The 14,538-nt window shown below is 62.9% G+C and carries 15 protein-coding genes; 11 read left to right on the forward strand and 4 right to left on the reverse strand.

Going from position 1 to position 14,538, the window contains the following annotated elements; translation table 11 throughout:
- Positions 1–78: 78 nt before the first annotated feature.
- Positions 79–1,473 (reverse strand): argininosuccinate lyase, encoded by a 1,395-nt coding sequence (argH, locus tag ACTJJN_RS08680; RefSeq protein WP_003255897.1) that lies wholly within the window; start codon positions 1,471–1,473, stop codon positions 79–81.
- A gap of 297 nt (positions 1,474–1,770) precedes the next feature.
- Here argH and ACTJJN_RS08685 point away from each other — a divergent pair, with 297 nt between their 5' ends.
- From ACTJJN_RS08685 to ACTJJN_RS08715, 7 genes are all read left to right on the forward strand, one after another.
- A complete protein-coding gene (locus ACTJJN_RS08685) occupies positions 1,771–2,514 on the forward strand; it encodes a LytR/AlgR family response regulator transcription factor (protein WP_003255896.1) in 744 nt (247 codons plus the stop codon).
- 118 nt (positions 2,515–2,632) lie between these two features.
- Positions 2,633–3,574: a hydroxymethylbilane synthase gene (gene hemC, locus ACTJJN_RS08690; RefSeq protein WP_011953188.1), complete on the forward strand. Its 942-nt coding sequence runs from the start codon at positions 2,633–2,635 to the stop codon at positions 3,572–3,574.
- Positions 3,571–4,338 (forward strand): uroporphyrinogen-III synthase, encoded by a 768-nt coding sequence (locus ACTJJN_RS08695; protein ID WP_011953189.1) that lies wholly within the window; start codon positions 3,571–3,573, stop codon positions 4,336–4,338. Before hemC ends, ACTJJN_RS08695 begins: the two co-directional genes overlap by 4 nt.
- Before the next feature lie 45 nt (positions 4,339–4,383).
- On the forward strand, positions 4,384–5,484 hold the full coding sequence (locus ACTJJN_RS08700; RefSeq protein ID WP_003255892.1) for a uroporphyrinogen-III C-methyltransferase: 1,101 nt from the start codon (positions 4,384–4,386) through the stop codon (positions 5,482–5,484).
- On the forward strand, positions 5,481–6,719 hold the full coding sequence (locus ACTJJN_RS08705) for a heme biosynthesis protein HemY (protein WP_011953190.1): 1,239 nt from the start codon (positions 5,481–5,483) through the stop codon (positions 6,717–6,719). Before ACTJJN_RS08700 ends, ACTJJN_RS08705 begins: the two co-directional genes overlap by 4 nt.
- 222 nt (positions 6,720–6,941) lie before the next feature.
- Entirely contained in the window at positions 6,942–7,448 is a 507-nt protein-coding gene (locus tag ACTJJN_RS08710; RefSeq protein WP_003255889.1) for a disulfide bond formation protein B, read from the forward strand.
- A gap of 231 nt (positions 7,449–7,679) precedes the next feature.
- Entirely contained in the window at positions 7,680–8,150 is a 471-nt protein-coding gene (locus ACTJJN_RS08715) for an Rsd/AlgQ family anti-sigma factor (protein WP_003255887.1), read from the forward strand.
- An 8-nt stretch (positions 8,151–8,158) separates the two neighbouring features.
- On the opposite strand, the gene ACTJJN_RS08720 is transcribed toward ACTJJN_RS08715, so the two are convergent.
- Positions 8,159–8,797 carry an FKBP-type peptidyl-prolyl cis-trans isomerase gene (locus tag ACTJJN_RS08720; RefSeq protein WP_221100745.1) on the reverse strand — a complete coding sequence of 213 codons (639 nt, stop codon included), beginning with the start codon at positions 8,795–8,797 and terminating at the stop codon, positions 8,159–8,161.
- A gap of 178 nt (positions 8,798–8,975) precedes the next feature.
- On the opposite strand from ACTJJN_RS08720, the gene ACTJJN_RS08725 reads away from it, so the two are divergent.
- Entirely contained in the window at positions 8,976–9,956 is a 981-nt protein-coding gene (locus ACTJJN_RS08725; protein WP_221100744.1) for an AlgP family protein, read from the forward strand.
- On the opposite strand, the gene ACTJJN_RS08730 is transcribed toward ACTJJN_RS08725, so the two are convergent.
- Entirely contained in the window at positions 9,935–10,414 is a 480-nt protein-coding gene (locus tag ACTJJN_RS08730; protein WP_440781202.1) for a TIGR02444 family protein, read from the reverse strand. The genes ACTJJN_RS08725 and ACTJJN_RS08730 overlap by 22 nt on opposite strands.
- 50 nt (positions 10,415–10,464) lie before the next feature.
- Between ACTJJN_RS08730 and ACTJJN_RS08735 the strand changes: the two genes are divergently transcribed.
- The 3 genes from ACTJJN_RS08735 to ACTJJN_RS08745 all read left to right on the forward strand — a co-directional run bounded on the left by ACTJJN_RS08735 (position 10,465) and on the right by ACTJJN_RS08745 (position 13,736).
- Positions 10,465–12,375, forward strand: a complete 1,911-nt coding sequence (locus ACTJJN_RS08735) for an ATP-binding cassette domain-containing protein (protein WP_088513465.1) — start codon at positions 10,465–10,467, stop codon at positions 12,373–12,375.
- Positions 12,375–12,962, forward strand: coding sequence for a mechanosensitive ion channel family protein (locus ACTJJN_RS08740; protein ID WP_003255880.1), 588 nt, complete (start codon positions 12,375–12,377; stop codon positions 12,960–12,962). The genes ACTJJN_RS08735 and ACTJJN_RS08740 overlap by 1 nt, the downstream gene beginning before the upstream one ends.
- 141 nt (positions 12,963–13,103) lie before the next feature.
- Positions 13,104–13,736, forward strand: a complete 633-nt coding sequence (locus ACTJJN_RS08745) for a LysE family transporter (RefSeq protein WP_011953195.1) — start codon at positions 13,104–13,106, stop codon at positions 13,734–13,736.
- A 45-nt stretch (positions 13,737–13,781) separates the two neighbouring features.
- Here the strand turns inward: ACTJJN_RS08745 and ACTJJN_RS08750 are convergent, their stop codons facing one another.
- A complete protein-coding gene (locus ACTJJN_RS08750) occupies positions 13,782–14,537 on the reverse strand; it encodes a slipin family protein (RefSeq protein ID WP_020190425.1) in 756 nt (251 codons plus the stop codon).
- Between the last annotated feature and the right edge of the window lies 1 nt (position 14,538).

Here is a 14,538-nt window from a genome sequence, read left to right on the forward strand (position 1 = left end):
CCCGCTCCTACCGGTAAAGCACAACCGTTGTAGGAGCGGGTTTACCCGCGAACGAGGGCGAAGCCCTCGCCCCGGAGGTTAGCGAGACGCCAACAGGGCCTTGCCACGAACAACGGCAGCACGCACCTGCGCCGGCGCCGTACCACCAATGTGGTCGCGCGCATTCACCGAACCTTCCAGCGTCAGCACGGCAAACACGTCCTGTTCGATCTGGTCGCTGAACTGGCGCAGTTCGTCCAGGCTCATCTCGGCCAGGTCCTTGCCAGTGTCCACACCATACTTCACCGCGTGGCCAACGATCTCGTGACAGTCACGGAATGGCAGGCCACGGCGAACCAGGTAGTCGGCCAGGTCGGTCGCGGTGGAAAAGCCGCGCAGGGCCGCTTCACGCATGATGGCGTGCTTGGGCTTGATCGCCGGGATCATGTCAGCGAAGGCCCGCAGCGAGTCGCGCAGGGTATCGGCGGCGTCGAACAGCGGTTCCTTGTCTTCCTGGTTGTCCTTGTTGTAGGCCAGTGGTTGGCCTTTCATCAGGGTCAGCAGGCCGGTCAGGGCGCCGAACACACGGCCGCTCTTGCCGCGTACCAGCTCTGGCACGTCCGGGTTCTTTTTCTGCGGCATGATCGAGCTGCCGGTGCAGAAGCGGTCCGGAAGGTCGATGAACTGGAACTGCGCGCTCGTCCACAGCACCAGCTCTTCGGAGAAGCGCGAAAGGTGCATCATCGCCACGCTGGCAGCGGCGCAGAATTCGATGGCGAAATCACGGTCCGACACGCCATCCAGCGAGTTGCCGGCCACGGCTTCAAAGCCCAGCAGCTTGCAGGTCAGTTCACGGTCGATCGGGTAGGTGGTGCCGGCCAGCGCGGCGCTGCCCAGTGGCATGCGATTGGTGCGCTTGCGGCAGTCGACCAGGCGCTCATAGTCGCGGCTGAGCATTTCGAACCACGCCAGCAGGTGGTGGCCAAAGGTGACCGGCTGCGCCGTCTGCAGGTGGGTGAAACCAGGCATGATGGTTTCGGCTTCACGCTCTGCCTGCTCCAGCAGGCCCTGCTGCAGGCGGGTGATTTCGCCCAGGATCAGGTCGATTTCGTCGCGCAGCCAAAGGCGGATGTCGGTGGCCACCTGGTCGTTGCGGCTACGGCCGGTGTGCAGCTTCTTGCCGGTGATGCCGATGCGGTCGGTCAGGCGTGCTTCGATGTTCATGTGCACGTCTTCAAGGTCGACACGCCAGTCGAAGTTGCCGGCTTCAATCTCGCCCTGGATGGTTTTCAGGCCATCGATGATGGTGTCGCGCTCGGCATCACTGAGCACGCCGACCTGCGCCAGCATGGTGGCATGGGCAATCGAACCCATGATGTCGTGACGGTACAGGCGCTTGTCGAAATCTACCGAGGCGGTGAAACGGGCGACGAAGGCGTCGACGGGCTCACTGAAGCGGCCGCCCCAGGACTGATTGGTCTTGTCGGTGCTCATGGATTCACTCATTGCAGGCGTGAACGAAAAAGTGGCGTCGATGATAGCAGGGTTGGGCTGGCTGCCGCAGGGCGCCGGTCGAGAGAAATGCCCGGAAAATCGCATAGAAGGATTTCAAGGAATGAACGGCAGTGTTCCACGGACCGTCTACAGTTGGACAAAGGACTGGCAGTGAATCTGCCGGGCCGAGTGAATCTTTGGCCATCGCACCGGTCTAGAGCGTGACCGCAGTGTCGCTCGAACCACACCTGTCTACGCTATACCTGTGCGAGACTCATTCAGGAATCCAGCGCAATTATGAATGTCCTGATCGTTGATGACGAACCCCAAGGCCGTGAACGCCTCAGCCGGCTGCTCGGCGAACTGGAGGGTTACACTGTGCTGGAGCCCAGCGCCACCAACGGCGATGAGGCCTTGGCGCTGATTGAAAGCCTCAAGCCCGATGTGGTCCTGCTGGACATCGGCATGCCAGGCCTGGATGGCCTGCAGGTTGCCGCTCGCCTGTGCGAACGCGAGGCGCCGCCGGCGGTGGTGTTTTGCTCCGGGGATGATGAATACGGTGCAGAGGCATTCAAGGACAGTACCCTCAGCCATGTGACCAAGCCCTTCCAGGCCCAGGCCTTGCGCGATGCCTTGCGCAAGGCCGAAAAACCCAACCGCGCCCAATTGGCGGCGCTTACCCGGCCGGCCAATGAAGGCGGCGGCCCTCGCAGCCATATAAGTGCCCGCACGCGTAAAGGCATCGAACTGATCCCTTTATCCCAGGTGATCTATTTCATTGCCGACCACAAGTATGTGACCTTGCGTCACGAAACCGGGGAGGTGCTGCTTGACGAGCCACTCAAAGCCCTGGAAGACGAATTCGGCGAACGCTTCGTGCGCATCCACCGCAATGCGTTGGTCGCCCGCGAGCGCATCGAACGCTTGCAGCGCACCCCGCTGGGGCACTTTCAGCTGTATCTGAAAGGCCTGGACGGCGATGCCTTGACCGTCAGCCGTCGCCATGTGGCCGGTGTGCGCAAGATGATGCAGACCCTCTGAGGCCCTTGGACTCGGCCCGCTCCTGCACCTGACTGCGTGTGGCCTGTTGATCCGTATCTGCAAGCGATACCGGCGATGCTGTTATGATCGGCGGTATTTCTCTGGATCGGGGCGTTTCATGTCCACTCGCGAAATCCGCATTGCCACCCGTAAAAGTGCTTTGGCCCTGTGGCAGGCCGAATACGTCAAGGCCCGCCTCGAGCAGGCCCACACCGGTCTGCAGGTGACCTTGGTGCCCATGGTCAGCCGCGGTGACAAGTTGCTCGACGCGCCGCTGGCAAAAATTGGCGGCAAGGGGCTGTTCGTCAAGGAACTGGAAACCGCGCTGTTGGACAACGAAGCCGACATCGCCGTGCACTCGATGAAAGACGTGCCCATGGACTTCCCCGAGGGCCTGGGCCTGTACTGCATCTGCGAGCGTGAAGACCCGCGTGATGCCTTCGTTTCCAATACCTTTGACAGCCTCGAAACGCTGCCCGCCGGCAGTATCGTCGGTACCTCAAGCCTGCGCCGTCAGGCCCAGTTACTGGCGCGCCGCCCAGACCTGCAAATCCGCTTTCTGCGCGGCAACGTCAACACCCGCCTGGCGAAGCTGGATGCCGGCGAGTACGACGCCATCATCCTCGCCGCGGCGGGCCTGATCCGTCTGGGCTTCGAGGACCGCATCACCTCCACCATCAGCGTCGATGACAGCCTGCCGGCAGGTGGTCAGGGCGCGGTGGGCATCGAGTGCCGCAGTGCCGACGTTGAGATTCATGCACTGCTGGCGCCACTGCACCATGTCGACACCGCTGACCGGGTGATCGCCGAGCGCGCGCTGAACAAACGCCTGAATGGTGGCTGCCAAGTGCCGATCGCCTGCTACGCGGTCCTTGAAGGTGACCAGCTGTGGCTGCGCGGCCTGGTCGGCCAGCCTAGCGGCGGGACCTTGCTGGTGGCCGATGCCCGTGCACCCCGTGCTGCTGCCGAGGCCCTGGGCGTACAGGTGGCCGAAGACCTGCTGGGGCAGGGCGCCGAGGCCATTCTGAAGGAAGTCTACGGCGAGGCCGGTCACCCATGAGCCAATGGCGCCTGTTGCTGACCCGGCCTGCCGAGGACTGCGCGGCGCTGGCGCAAAGCCTGGCGGCAGCGGGAGTGGGCAGCAGTTGCCTGCCACTGCTGGAAATTGAACCTATTACCGTGCAAGCCCCACAGCGACTGTCGCTGGAGGGCTTGCATGACTTCCAGGCGATCATTGTGGTCAGCAAGCCGGCCGCCCGGCTGTTGCTTGAGCATCTGGCCGAGACCAGCATCCAGCCTCCGCAGCGAGGCTGGTTCACCGTAGGTGAGGCAACCGCTGGGGTGCTGCAGGGTGCAGGGCTGGAGGTAAGCTTTCCGCCGCGTGGCGATGACAGCGAAGCCTTGCTGGCACTGCCGGCCCTGCGCCAGGCACTTACCGAGCCGGCACCGCGTGTCTTGATCGTTCGCGGCGTCGGAGGTCGCGAACTGCTGGCAGAGCGTCTTGCAGAGCAAGGTGCTAGTGTCGAATATCTGGAACTGTATCGTCGCTGCCTGCCGGCCTACCCGGCGGGTACGCTGATGCGCCGCATTGAAGCGGAACGCCTCAATGGCCTGGTGGTCAGCAGTGGGCAGGGTTTTGAACATTTGCAGCGGATGGCCGGTGCCGATTGGCTGCGGCTGGCCCAGTTGCCGCTGTTCGTGCCCAGCCCGCGGGTCGCCGAGCAGGCCAAGGCCGCCGGGGCCCAACAGGTTGTGGATTGCCGTGGCGCCAGTGCCACGGCCTTGCTGGCAGCCGTGCAGCGTAGCGCTGCACCTGCCTCTTAAGGCGCTAAGCTGAATGCGGTGCGCCCCCATGCAAAGGATGGATACGTGAGCGAGACTGTCTTGTCCAATAACGATCAACCGTCGGCACAGGCGCCTGCGGAACCCGTTACCACCCCACCTGCCAAGCGCTCCGGCAGTGGCCTGGCAGCGCTGGCCTTGCTGCTGGGTGCGGCCGGGGTGGCGGTAGGTGGCTGGGGTGTCTGGCAGGTGCGTCAACTGCAGGGCAGTGAGTTCAACCAGGGCCAGCACATCGAGGCGCTGACCCAGCGCGCCGAGGCGCTGCAGCAACGTGAACAGCAGATCAGTGCGCAACTGGCCAGTCTGCCAGCCGCCAGCGAGCTGGAAGACCGCCGGCGGCTGGTAGCCCAACTGCAGGGCGACCAGCAGCGGCTCAGTCAGCGCCTGGAAACCGTGCTGGGAGAAAGCCGCAAAGAGTGGCGCCTGGCCGAAGCCGAGCACCTCCTGCGCTTGGCTACCCTGCGCCTTTCCGCATTGCAGGACATCACCAGTGCCAAAGCCCTGGTCGAAGGCGCCGACGAGATCCTGCGCGAGCAGAGCGACCCGGGTGCCTTCGCCGCCCGCGAGCAGCTGGCCCGCAGCCTGGCCACGCTCAACAGCACTCAGCAACCGGACCGCACTGGCCTGTTCTTGAAGCTGGCTGCGCAGCGTGAGCTGGTACAGCAGTTGAGCGCCCAGTCCCCCGAGTTCGACAGTAACGCCGATGCGCTTGGCGCCCTGACCGCCGACGGTGATGGTGCCAGCAGGCTGTCGCAGTGGTGGGCAGAAATATCCAAGTACTTCCAGATCGACTTCAATGCCGATGAAAACGTGCGTCCGTTGCTGGCCGGGCAGCAACTGAACCAGCTGCGCCTGGCGCTGAGCCTGACTATCGAGCAGGCCCAGTGGGCGGCGCTCAATGGTGATGCCAAGGTTTACACGCAGGCGCTGGACGACGCCCGCAGCGTACTGCTGGCCAACTTCAACGCAGACAACCCGCAAAGCAAGGCCATGCTCGACAGCCTCAATGCCCTGGCCGATCAGCCGGTATCGGTGGTTACCCCTGACCTTAGTGAAAGCCTGGCGGCAGTGCAGGCCTATATTCAGCGCCGTCACCTGCCGGCCGAGGCTGAAGGGGGCAAGCCATGAAGCGTGTCTACCTGTTGGCCGTGCTTGCGATCGTGGTTGCTGCGGCACTGGGCATCGCGGTCGCCAAGCACAGCGGCTATGTACTGGTTTCCTATGGTGGTTTCCGTTATCAGTCGGGGCTGTGGGCAGCCTTGGCGGGTATTTTGGCGGTCGTCCTGCTGCTGTGGTTGCTGCGCTATCTGGTCGGCCTGGTGCTGACTTCCAGTGGTGTGGTCAACCCGTGGTCACGGCGTAACCGCAGCCGACGTATCCGCCTGGCGATCGAACAGGGCCAACTCGATCTTGCCGAAGGCCGCTGGGCCAGTGCCCAACGGCACTTGCACCGTGCCGCCGAGGCTGAGCGCCAGCCGTTGCTGTACTACCTCGGTGCCGCGCGTGCCGCCAACGAGCAAGGCCGCACCGAAGACAGCGACAACTTGCTGGAGCGTGCCCTGGAGCGCCAGCCGCAAGCGGAGCTGGCCATTGCCCTGACCCATGCCCAGTTGCAAATGGACCGTGGCGAAAACGATGGGGCCCTGGAAACCCTGCTGGCCATGCAGGAACGCCACCCGCACAACGGCCAGGTGCTGCGCTTGCTGCAACGCCTTTACGTGGAGCGCGGCGACTGGTCTGCACTGATCCGCCTGATGCCCGACCTGCGCAAGGGTAAAGTGCTGCCCGCCGCCGAGCTGGCTGCTCTGGAACAACGCGCCTGGGGCCAGAACCTTAGCCTGGCGACCACCCGTGGCGAAGATGCGCTCAGTGCACGTCAATCCTTGGAGCGCGCCTGGCAGCAGCTGACCGCAGCCCAGCGCCAGGAGCCACAACTGGTGCTGGCGTACGCCGAGCAACTGCGCCAGGTAGGTGCCCAGAACGAGGCCGAACAGGTGCTGCGCACGGCCCTCAAGCGCGACTACGAAAGCCACCTGGCCCGCCTTTACGGCCTGGTGCGTGGTGATGACCCGGCGCGTCAGCTGCAAACCGCTGAAGGTTGGCTCAAGGCTCACCCGCAAGACGCCAGCCTGCTGCTGACCCTGGGCCGTCTGAGCCTGCAAAACCGCTTGTGGGGCAAGGCGCGTGACTACCTTGAAAGCAGCCTGCGCATGGAGCGCAACCCCGAGGCCTGTGCAGAGCTGGCCCGCCTGCTCGCGGGGCTGGGCGAGACGGAGCGCAGCAACCAGCTGTTCCAGGAGGGCCTTGGCCTGCTGGACGAGCGCCTGCTGGCGCTGCCTTTGCCAGAAGGCGTACGCGCCTGACCTACCCCAAGGCCCGCGCAAAGGTGCGGGCTTTGGGGGCAGGTAATTTATCTTTCGCTGTCAGTTTGATCTGAAGTCCATTTCTTCCGTCGCCTCCTACGGCATATCTGGAAATTTCCTACGCGATTCAGTGACTTGTCGTTGCTGTCGTGCCTTGAAACAAAGCGTGTCTTTCCTCTACCGTTTCAAGCCACTACTTTTTCCCCGGGACCTTCACCGCCCATGCTGCCGGCCCGTTTGCGCACCTTTTTTCTTCCTGCCTGCCTAGTCGCACTGGCGGTACTGGTTGCGTCTTTCCGTCTGGAAAACACAGTGGGGCTGATGCCGTGCCCATTGTGCCTCAGCCAACGGTTGCTGCTAGGCGTGTACGCGCTGCTGTGCTTCGCAGCCGTGCTGCAGGCGCCGGGCACGCGGGGCATCCTTCGTTATGCTCGCCTGGTGCTGGGCTGCTCGTTGGCCGGCGCCTTGCTGGCAGCACGGCATGTCTGGTTGCAGGGGGCTGAGGGGGTCAATGAGGTATGCCCGGTGCCGATCGGGCGAGTGTTCGAGCAATCCTGGGGTGAGGCGGCACGGCAACTGTTGCTGGGTGGCCCGGATTGCCGTTCGCTTGCCTGGAGCTTTCTCGATCTGACACTGCCGGAATGGAGCCTGTTGGCCTTCCTGCTGCTGGCGGTGCTGCCCTTGAGTTGCCTGCTGGCGTATCGTTTCCGCACCCTGGCAAGAACATGACCTGGCGCAAGGTTGTGCCATTAGCGCGACCAATGGTGATGTAACAGGGTATTAAACACTTGTATGAACTTTGTGTGCTGCGTACCTTGAAGGGCAGCACGCGCGGGAATAATCTCCCAGCACGCATACCGGAAAAACAACTGCTCGATGCCGTCCTGCTGATGTCACCTTTGTGCTGCGCGGTCGTGGTGCGAGGTGCAGCGGCATCTACCCAGAAGGGAAGAGATCGCCATGCTCGATAGTTGTCAGAACGCCCAGGAACGCTGGGGTGGGGTTCACAAGCTGATCGACCGTTGGCTGGAGGAGCGCCAGGAACTGGTGCAGGCTTTTCGCGCCCTGCGCGATGTGAGGCCAGCCTTCGCCGACAAGGACACCAACGGGGACTTTTGCGCCCTTCTGGTCGACTACGTTTCGGCGTGGCACTTCGAAGTCTGCGAGCAACTGGTCAGCGAGGCCAAGGCGTTCGGAGACAAGAAGGCGCTGAAGCTGGCCGAAGAGATCAACCCACGGATCAACGACAGTACTCAGATAGCACTGGCCTTCAATGACCATTGCACCAAGGGGGAGTGCAAGGACACCGAACGCTTTGCCGAGAAGCTGGCCAAATTGGGCGGGTTGTTGCACGAGCGCTTCGAGCTTGAAGACTGCCTGATCGAAGTGCTGCACAACGCACACAAAGAAGAGGGTGCAGTGCAGGCCTGAGGTTGGCGTCAGTCGCCAACCGCCAGCAGTTCGATCTCGAATACCAAGGGGGTGTAGGGTGCAATCAGGTCTCCCGCCCCCTCGGCGCCATAGGCTTGCGCTGAAGGAATTACCAAGCGCCATTTGGCGCCGGTGTGCATTTTCGGCAAGGCGACCTGCCACCCTTCGATAACCGAATCCAGGTTGAACCATTGGGGGGTCTGGTTTTGGTCGAATATTGAGCCATCCGGCAATCTGCCCACATAACGCACCTGCACTTTGCCGCCCGCTTTCGGCTGTACACCCGTGCCTGGTTGCAATTCGCTGTACAACACACCTTCCGTTAGTTCGTGCACCCCATAACGCCCACGTTCATTAGCCATGAAACGCGTTTCGGCGGCCTGCAGCTTTTGCACAGCGGCGTCGCCTTCCTGGGCCTCATGCTGCTGCAGCACCGCCTGCATGCGTGCCTTGTCGAGTTTCAGGGGTTGCCCCTGATAGGACTGCTTCAGGCCTTCGACCAGTGCATCCAGCTGCAAGCCCGGCATCTCCTGGCGCAGGCGCTCACCCAGGCTGGCACCCAGGCTGTAGGCCAAATCGTGTTCGTCGTTGTCGGCCAAGGCGAGGGGTGCCATCAGGCATAAACCCAAAACAAGATATCGAGGCAACGCCTGACTCCCAAATACCAGCAATGATTAATTCAGCAACTACACTTTCACGCAGCTGCAAGATAACAACTTTGCCCAGGCATGCAACGCGGCGTAAACATTACGGTCAACATGCCCTAGCGGCGGTAGCAGCAGAAGCATAGTATGAGCCGCAATCTCGTCAGCCAGGAGGTAAACCATGTCGGCCAAAAAGAAGCCAGTAAGTACGCCGTTACACCTGCTCCAGCAACTTTCGGGCAGCTTGCTCGAACACTTGGAAGAGGCCTGCTCGCAAGCGCTGGCTGATGCGGAAAAACTGCTGGCGAAGTTGGAAAAGCAGCGTGGCAAGGCGCAGGAAAAACTGCACAACGGTCGCCTGAAACTGCAAGACGCGGCCAAGGCAGGTAAAGCCAAGGCGCAAAGCAAGGCGCAAAAAGCCATCGGTGAACTTGAAGAGCTGCTCGAGTCTCTCAAGGAGCGTCAAACCCAGACGCGCTCTTACATTCAGCAACTCAAACGCGATGCTCAGGACAGCCTCAAGCTGGCTCAGGGTGTAGGCAAGGTACGCGAAGCTGCAGGCAAGGCCCTTGATCAACGTGCGGCCAAACCGGTTGCCAAGGCAACCGCTGCCGCCAAGCCTGCGGCCAAACCGGCTGCCAAGGCGACCGCTGCTGCCAAGCCGGCGGCCAAACCAGCCGCCAGGGCGACCGCTGCCGCCAAGCCTGCGGCCAAACCGGCTGCCAAGGCGACCGCTGCCGCCAAGCCTGCGGCCAAACCGGCTGCCAAGGCGACCGCTGCCGCCAAGCCTGCGGCCAAACCGGCTACCAAGGCGACCGCTGCTGCCAAGCCTGCAGCCAAACCGGCTGCTAAGGCGACCGCTGCTGCCAAGCCTGCAGCCAAACCGGCTGCCAAGGCGACCGCTGCCGCCAAGCCTGCTGCCAAGGCGACTGCGGCAGCCAAACCTGCGGCCAAGCCAGCTGCCAAAGCCCCTGCTGCCAAGCCGGCCGCAAAACCAGCTGCCGCCAAGGCACCTGCACGCACGGCCGCCAAACCCGCTGCTAAGCCTGCTGAAGCCAAGCCCGCTACACCACCGGCGGCCACAACCAACTCGGTGAGCCCGGCTGCTGCTGCACCGTCGGCACCTGTGAGTACTCCGGCTCAGGCACCTTCGGCGTCCTGAAGCGCAGCCGCTGCGACGCGCAACTGAACTAGCGCGTCATGATGCAGAGCCTGGTCCGGTGCCAGCCGGGCCAGCCAGTCGTCCGCGGGCTCATGGGAGCCCACGGGCCACTGTTGCGAGCGTTCCTGCAAGCGCTCCAGCAAGGCTTTTTCAGCCTGCAACTCCAACCCCTTCACCTGCTCACGTAATGCCGCCAGTTGTGTATCACCCGATGCTGTGGCTCGCCATTGCTGGCGCAGGCTGCGCAGCGGGGCGACCACGTCACGCTGCCAGGGCTCGGCAAGTTCTTGCAGTGCTTGCGCACGTTCGCCCAGTACGGCCACACCACGTGCTTGCAGCCAGGTCGCGCACAGCAGCAGGCAGACATCGCCACCCAGTGCCTGCAGTTCAAGGCAAGCGGTTTCCACGCCGGGCCTGGTATACAGGGTCAGGGCGTAATTCCACAGGTCGGTGTGCATGGTTCCACTCGCGCTATGGGCCGAGGAAGCTGGTAGACTCCGCGACCATCATGATCAGACTATCCAACCTCACTTTACAGCGTGGTCCGCAGCGCTTGCTAGAAGGCGCCGAGATGACCCTGCACGCCGGTCACAAGGCCGGCCTGATCGGCGCCAACGGCGCCGGAAAATCCAGCCTGTTCGCCTTGCTGCGCGGTGAGCTGTCGCCCGATGCCGGTGACTGCCAACTGCCCGGCGACTGGCGCATCGCCCACATGCGCCAAGAGGTCGACACCCTCGACCGCCTGGCTGTGGACTATGTACTTGACGGCGACGTGCGCCTGCGCAAGGTCCAGGCCGAACTGGCCGCGGCCGAGCAGGCCCACGACGGCACCGCACTGGCGCGCCTGCACAGTGAGCTGGAAAGCGCCGACGGCTATACCGCCGACGCCCGTGCGCGCAAGTTGCTGGCTGGGCTGGGCTTCACCAACGAACAGATGGACCGCCGTGTCGGCGATTTCTCTGGTGGCTGGCGGATGCGCCTGAACCTGGCCCAGGCACTGATGTGCCCGTCCGACCTGTTGCTGCTCGACGAGCCCACCAACCACCTCGACCTCGACGCGATCCTGTGGCTGGAAGACTGGCTCAAGGGCTACCCCGGCACGTTGTTGCTGATCTCCCACGACCGTGACTTCCTCGATGCCGTGGTCGACCATGTGCTGCACGTCGAGCAACGCAAGCTCAACTTGTACAAAGGCGGTTACACCGCCTTTGAGCGCACCCGTGCCGAGCGCCTGGCGCAGCAGCAGCAGGCCTACGAGAAGCAGCAGGCGCAGCGCGCGCACATGGAGAAGTACATTGCCCGCTTCAAGGCGCAAGCCACCAAGGCCCGCCAGGCGCAAAGCCGGATCAAGGCCCTGGAGCGCATGGAAGAGCTGTCGGCGGCGCATGTCGATTCACCGTTCGACTTTGTCTTCCGTGAATCGCAGAAAATTTCCAGCCCATTGTTGAGCCTTTCCGAAGGTCGCCTGGGTTATGGCGACAAGGCCATCCTCGACAAGGTCAAACTGCAGCTCACCCCAGGCGCTCGTATTGGTCTGCTCGGGCCCAACGGCGCCGGCAAGTCGACCCTGATCAAGAACCTTGCAGGTGAGCTGGAGCCGTTGTCGGGGCGTCTGGTTCGTGGCGAGAACCTGGCTGTAGGCTACTTTGCTCAGCACCAGCTTGACTCGCTGGACGACAAGGCCAGCCCGCTGCTGCACCTGCAGCGCATCGCCCCTACCGAGCGTGAGCAGACGCTGCGCGACTTCCTCGGCGGCTTCGACTTCCACGGTGCCCGCTGCGACGAGCCAGTGGTTAACTTCTCCGGTGGCGAAAAGGCCCGCCTGGCACTTGCGCTGATTGCTTGGGAGCGGCCAAACCTGCTGCTGCTTGACGAACCGACCAACCACCTGGACCTGGAAATGCGTCTGGCACTGACCATGGCCTTGCAGGAGTTTGCCGGTGCAGTGGTGGTGGTATCCCACGACCGTCATTTGCTCAAGAGCACCACGGACGACTTCCTGCTGGTGGCCGACGGCAAGGTCGACACCTTCGACGGTGACCTGGAGGACTACAGCCGCTGGCTGGTCGAGTACCGCCAGCGCAGTGCGCCGGCCAGTACTGCACCGGCCAACCCGGACAAGACCGACAAGAAAGCCCAGCGCCAGGCTGCCGCAGCCTTGCGTCAGCAGTTGGCACCGCACAAGAAGGCTGCCGACAAGCTGGAAACCGAGCTCAACCAGGTGCACACGCAATTGGCCGAGATCGAGACCGCGCTGGGTGATGGTGGCCTTTACGAGGCGGCGCGCAAGGACGAGTTGCGCGACCTGCTGGCGCGCCAGACCAAGCTCAAGCAACGCGAAGGCGAGCTGGAAGAGGCCTGGATGGAAGCGCTGGAAACCCTTGAAAGCATGCAGGCCGAACTCGAGGCGTTGTCCTGATGGAGGAACTGCGTTCGCTGCTGCCAGGGCAATGGATGGACACCTTCTGGCTGGGTTTGCAGATCCTCTTGATCCTGGCCGCGGCGTTCGTCCTGCAGCGCATCATTGCTCGCGGGCTGAGCCGCCTGGGCCAGCGTTACCCGTTGCCGCCGGAGCTGCTGGTGCCCGTGCGCGGCGGCCTGCGCTGGCTGATCATGGGCAGCGCGCTGCTGTTCGTGCTGGAGCGCATGGGTGTTTCGGCGACCGTGTTGTGGACAGCACTTTCCGGCTTCGTAGCGGTAGCGGCGGTGGCCTTCTTCGCCATGTGGAGCGTGCTGTCCAACCTGTTGTGCGCGGTGTTGATTTTCACGGTCGGGCCGTTTCGCATCGGCGATGTGGTCGAGCTGGTCGACACCCTCGACAAGCCAGGCGTGAAAGGCCGGGTGATCGCTATCAACCTGCTGTTTACCACCCTGCTGGAAGTGCCCGAAGCGGGCGGGGCGCTGGTGCAGGTGCCCAATAGTCAGTTCTTCCAGAAGTCGGTGCGGCGCTGGCGCGGTGCCGAGGTACAGGCCCTGCACAAAGAAACAGCTGCCGAAGCTGACTGAGCCTGCACCGGCCCCTTNGGGAGCGGGCGTGCCCGCGAAGAGGCCAGATCAGGCCACACAAATCCATCAGAAATCACTGGTTATTTTTTCGCCAAAACCTTAGCTTAACGTTTTGCAACAAATGTTCGAGCGAGGTGTGTGATGTCGATGGAAGTATGGTTAGGCTTCTTTGCCGCCTGCTGGGTGATCAGCCTTTCACCCGGTGCCGGGGCGATTGCCTCAATGTCCAGCGGCCTGCAATACGGCTTCTGGCGTGGTTACTGGAACGCCCTGGGCCTGCAGCTGGGCCTGATCATGCAGATCGCCATCATCGCCGCCGGCGTCGGTGCCGTCCTGGCCGCCTCGGCCACGGCGTTCCAGGTCATCAAGTGGTTTGGCGTCGCCTACCTTGTGTACCTGGCCTACAAGCAGTGGCGTGCCCTGCCGATGGACATGAGCGAAGAATCAGGCGTGCGCCCGATCGGCAAGCCGTTGAGCCTGGTGTTCCGTGGTTTTCTGGTCAACATCAGCAACCCCAAGGCGCTGGTGTTCATGCTGGCGGTGCTGCCGCAGTTTCTCAATCCCCATGCACCGCTGCTGCCGCAATATGTGGCGATCACCGTGACCATGGTGACGGTCGACCTGCTGGTGATGGCGGGGTACACCGGGTTGGCTTCGCATGTGTTGCGCATGTTGCGCACGCCCAAACAGCAAAAGCGTTTGAACCGCACCTTTGCCGGGTTGTTCATTGGTGCAGCCACCTTCCTCGCGACCTTGCGCCGCGCGCCGGTCTGACAGGCCGCATACAGGCCATTCGCGGGCAAGCCCGCGATTGGCCCATCACTCTTTCTCCTTGTCCACCAAACCCTTCAGCAGATCTATCGGCAGCGGGAAGACGATGGTCGAGCTCTTGTCCCCGGCAATCGTCCCCAGCGTCTGCATATAGCGCAACTGCATCGCCCCCGGCTCCTTGCTCAGCATTTGTGCGGCTTGCATCAGTTTCTCCGACGCCTGCAGTTCACCCTCGGCATGAATCACCTTGGCCCGACGTTCGCGCTCGGCCTCGGCCTGGCGGGCGATGGCGCGTACCATCGACTCGTTCAGGTCAACGTGCTTGATCTCGACGTTGGCCACCTTGATGCCCCAGGCATCCGTCTGCGCGTCCAGCACCTGGCGGATGTCCATGTTCAGTTGCTCGCGTTCTGCCAACAGCTCATCCAGCTCGTGTTTGCCCAGCACCGCTCGCAGGGTTGTTTGGGCCAGCTGGCTGGTCGCTACCAGAAAATCCTCGACCTGAATGATCGCTTTCTGCGGGTCGAGCACGCGAAAGTACAACACTGCGTTGACCTTGACCGAAACGTTGTCTCGGGTGATCACATCCTGCGGCGGCACATCCAGTACCACTGTACGCAGGTCGACCCGTACCATTTGCTGGATCACCGGGATCAACAGGATCAGCCCCGGCCCTTTGACCTGCCAGAAGCGCCCCAGTTGGAACACCACGCCGCGCTCGTATTCGCGCAGGATGCGAAACGCCGACAGCACCAGCATGGCCAGCACGATCAGCACAGCGCCGAAACCGACTTGCATGAACATG

It is taken from the genome of Pseudomonas sp. 22515 (genome assembly GCF_052044625.1).
Classification (GTDB): Bacteria; Pseudomonadota; Gammaproteobacteria; order Pseudomonadales; family Pseudomonadaceae; genus Aquipseudomonas; species Aquipseudomonas alloputida.

Coding starts and splice junctions, on each gene's coding strand:
- ACTJJN_RS08705 (WP_011953190.1), top strand. CDS start 5,481: ATGAAGCGTGTCTACCTGTTGGCCGTGCTTGCGATCGTGGTTGCTGCG.
- ACTJJN_RS08685 (WP_003255896.1), top strand. CDS start 1,771: ATGAATGTCCTGATCGTTGATGACGAACCCCAAGGCCGTGAACGCCTC.
- ACTJJN_RS08715 (WP_003255887.1), top strand. CDS start 7,680: ATGCTCGATAGTTGTCAGAACGCCCAGGAACGCTGGGGTGGGGTTCAC.
- ACTJJN_RS08725 (WP_221100744.1), top strand. CDS start 8,976: ATGTCGGCCAAAAAGAAGCCAGTAAGTACGCCGTTACACCTGCTCCAG.
- ACTJJN_RS08750 (WP_020190425.1), bottom strand. CDS start 14,537: ATGTTCATGCAAGTCGGTTTCGGCGCTGTGCTGATCGTGCTGGCCATG.
- ACTJJN_RS08695 (WP_011953189.1), top strand. CDS start 3,571: ATGAGCCAATGGCGCCTGTTGCTGACCCGGCCTGCCGAGGACTGCGCG.
- ACTJJN_RS08730 (WP_440781202.1), bottom strand. CDS start 10,414: ATGCACACCGACCTGTGGAATTACGCCCTGACCCTGTATACCAGGCCC.
- ACTJJN_RS08740 (WP_003255880.1), top strand. CDS start 12,375: ATGGAGGAACTGCGTTCGCTGCTGCCAGGGCAATGGATGGACACCTTC.
- ACTJJN_RS08745 (WP_011953195.1), top strand. CDS start 13,104: ATGTCGATGGAAGTATGGTTAGGCTTCTTTGCCGCCTGCTGGGTGATC.
- hemC (WP_011953188.1), top strand. CDS start 2,633: ATGTCCACTCGCGAAATCCGCATTGCCACCCGTAAAAGTGCTTTGGCC.
- ACTJJN_RS08710 (WP_003255889.1), top strand. CDS start 6,942: ATGCTGCCGGCCCGTTTGCGCACCTTTTTTCTTCCTGCCTGCCTAGTC.
- argH (WP_003255897.1), bottom strand. CDS start 1,473: ATGAGCACCGACAAGACCAATCAGTCCTGGGGCGGCCGCTTCAGTGAG.
- ACTJJN_RS08735 (WP_088513465.1), top strand. CDS start 10,465: ATGATCAGACTATCCAACCTCACTTTACAGCGTGGTCCGCAGCGCTTG.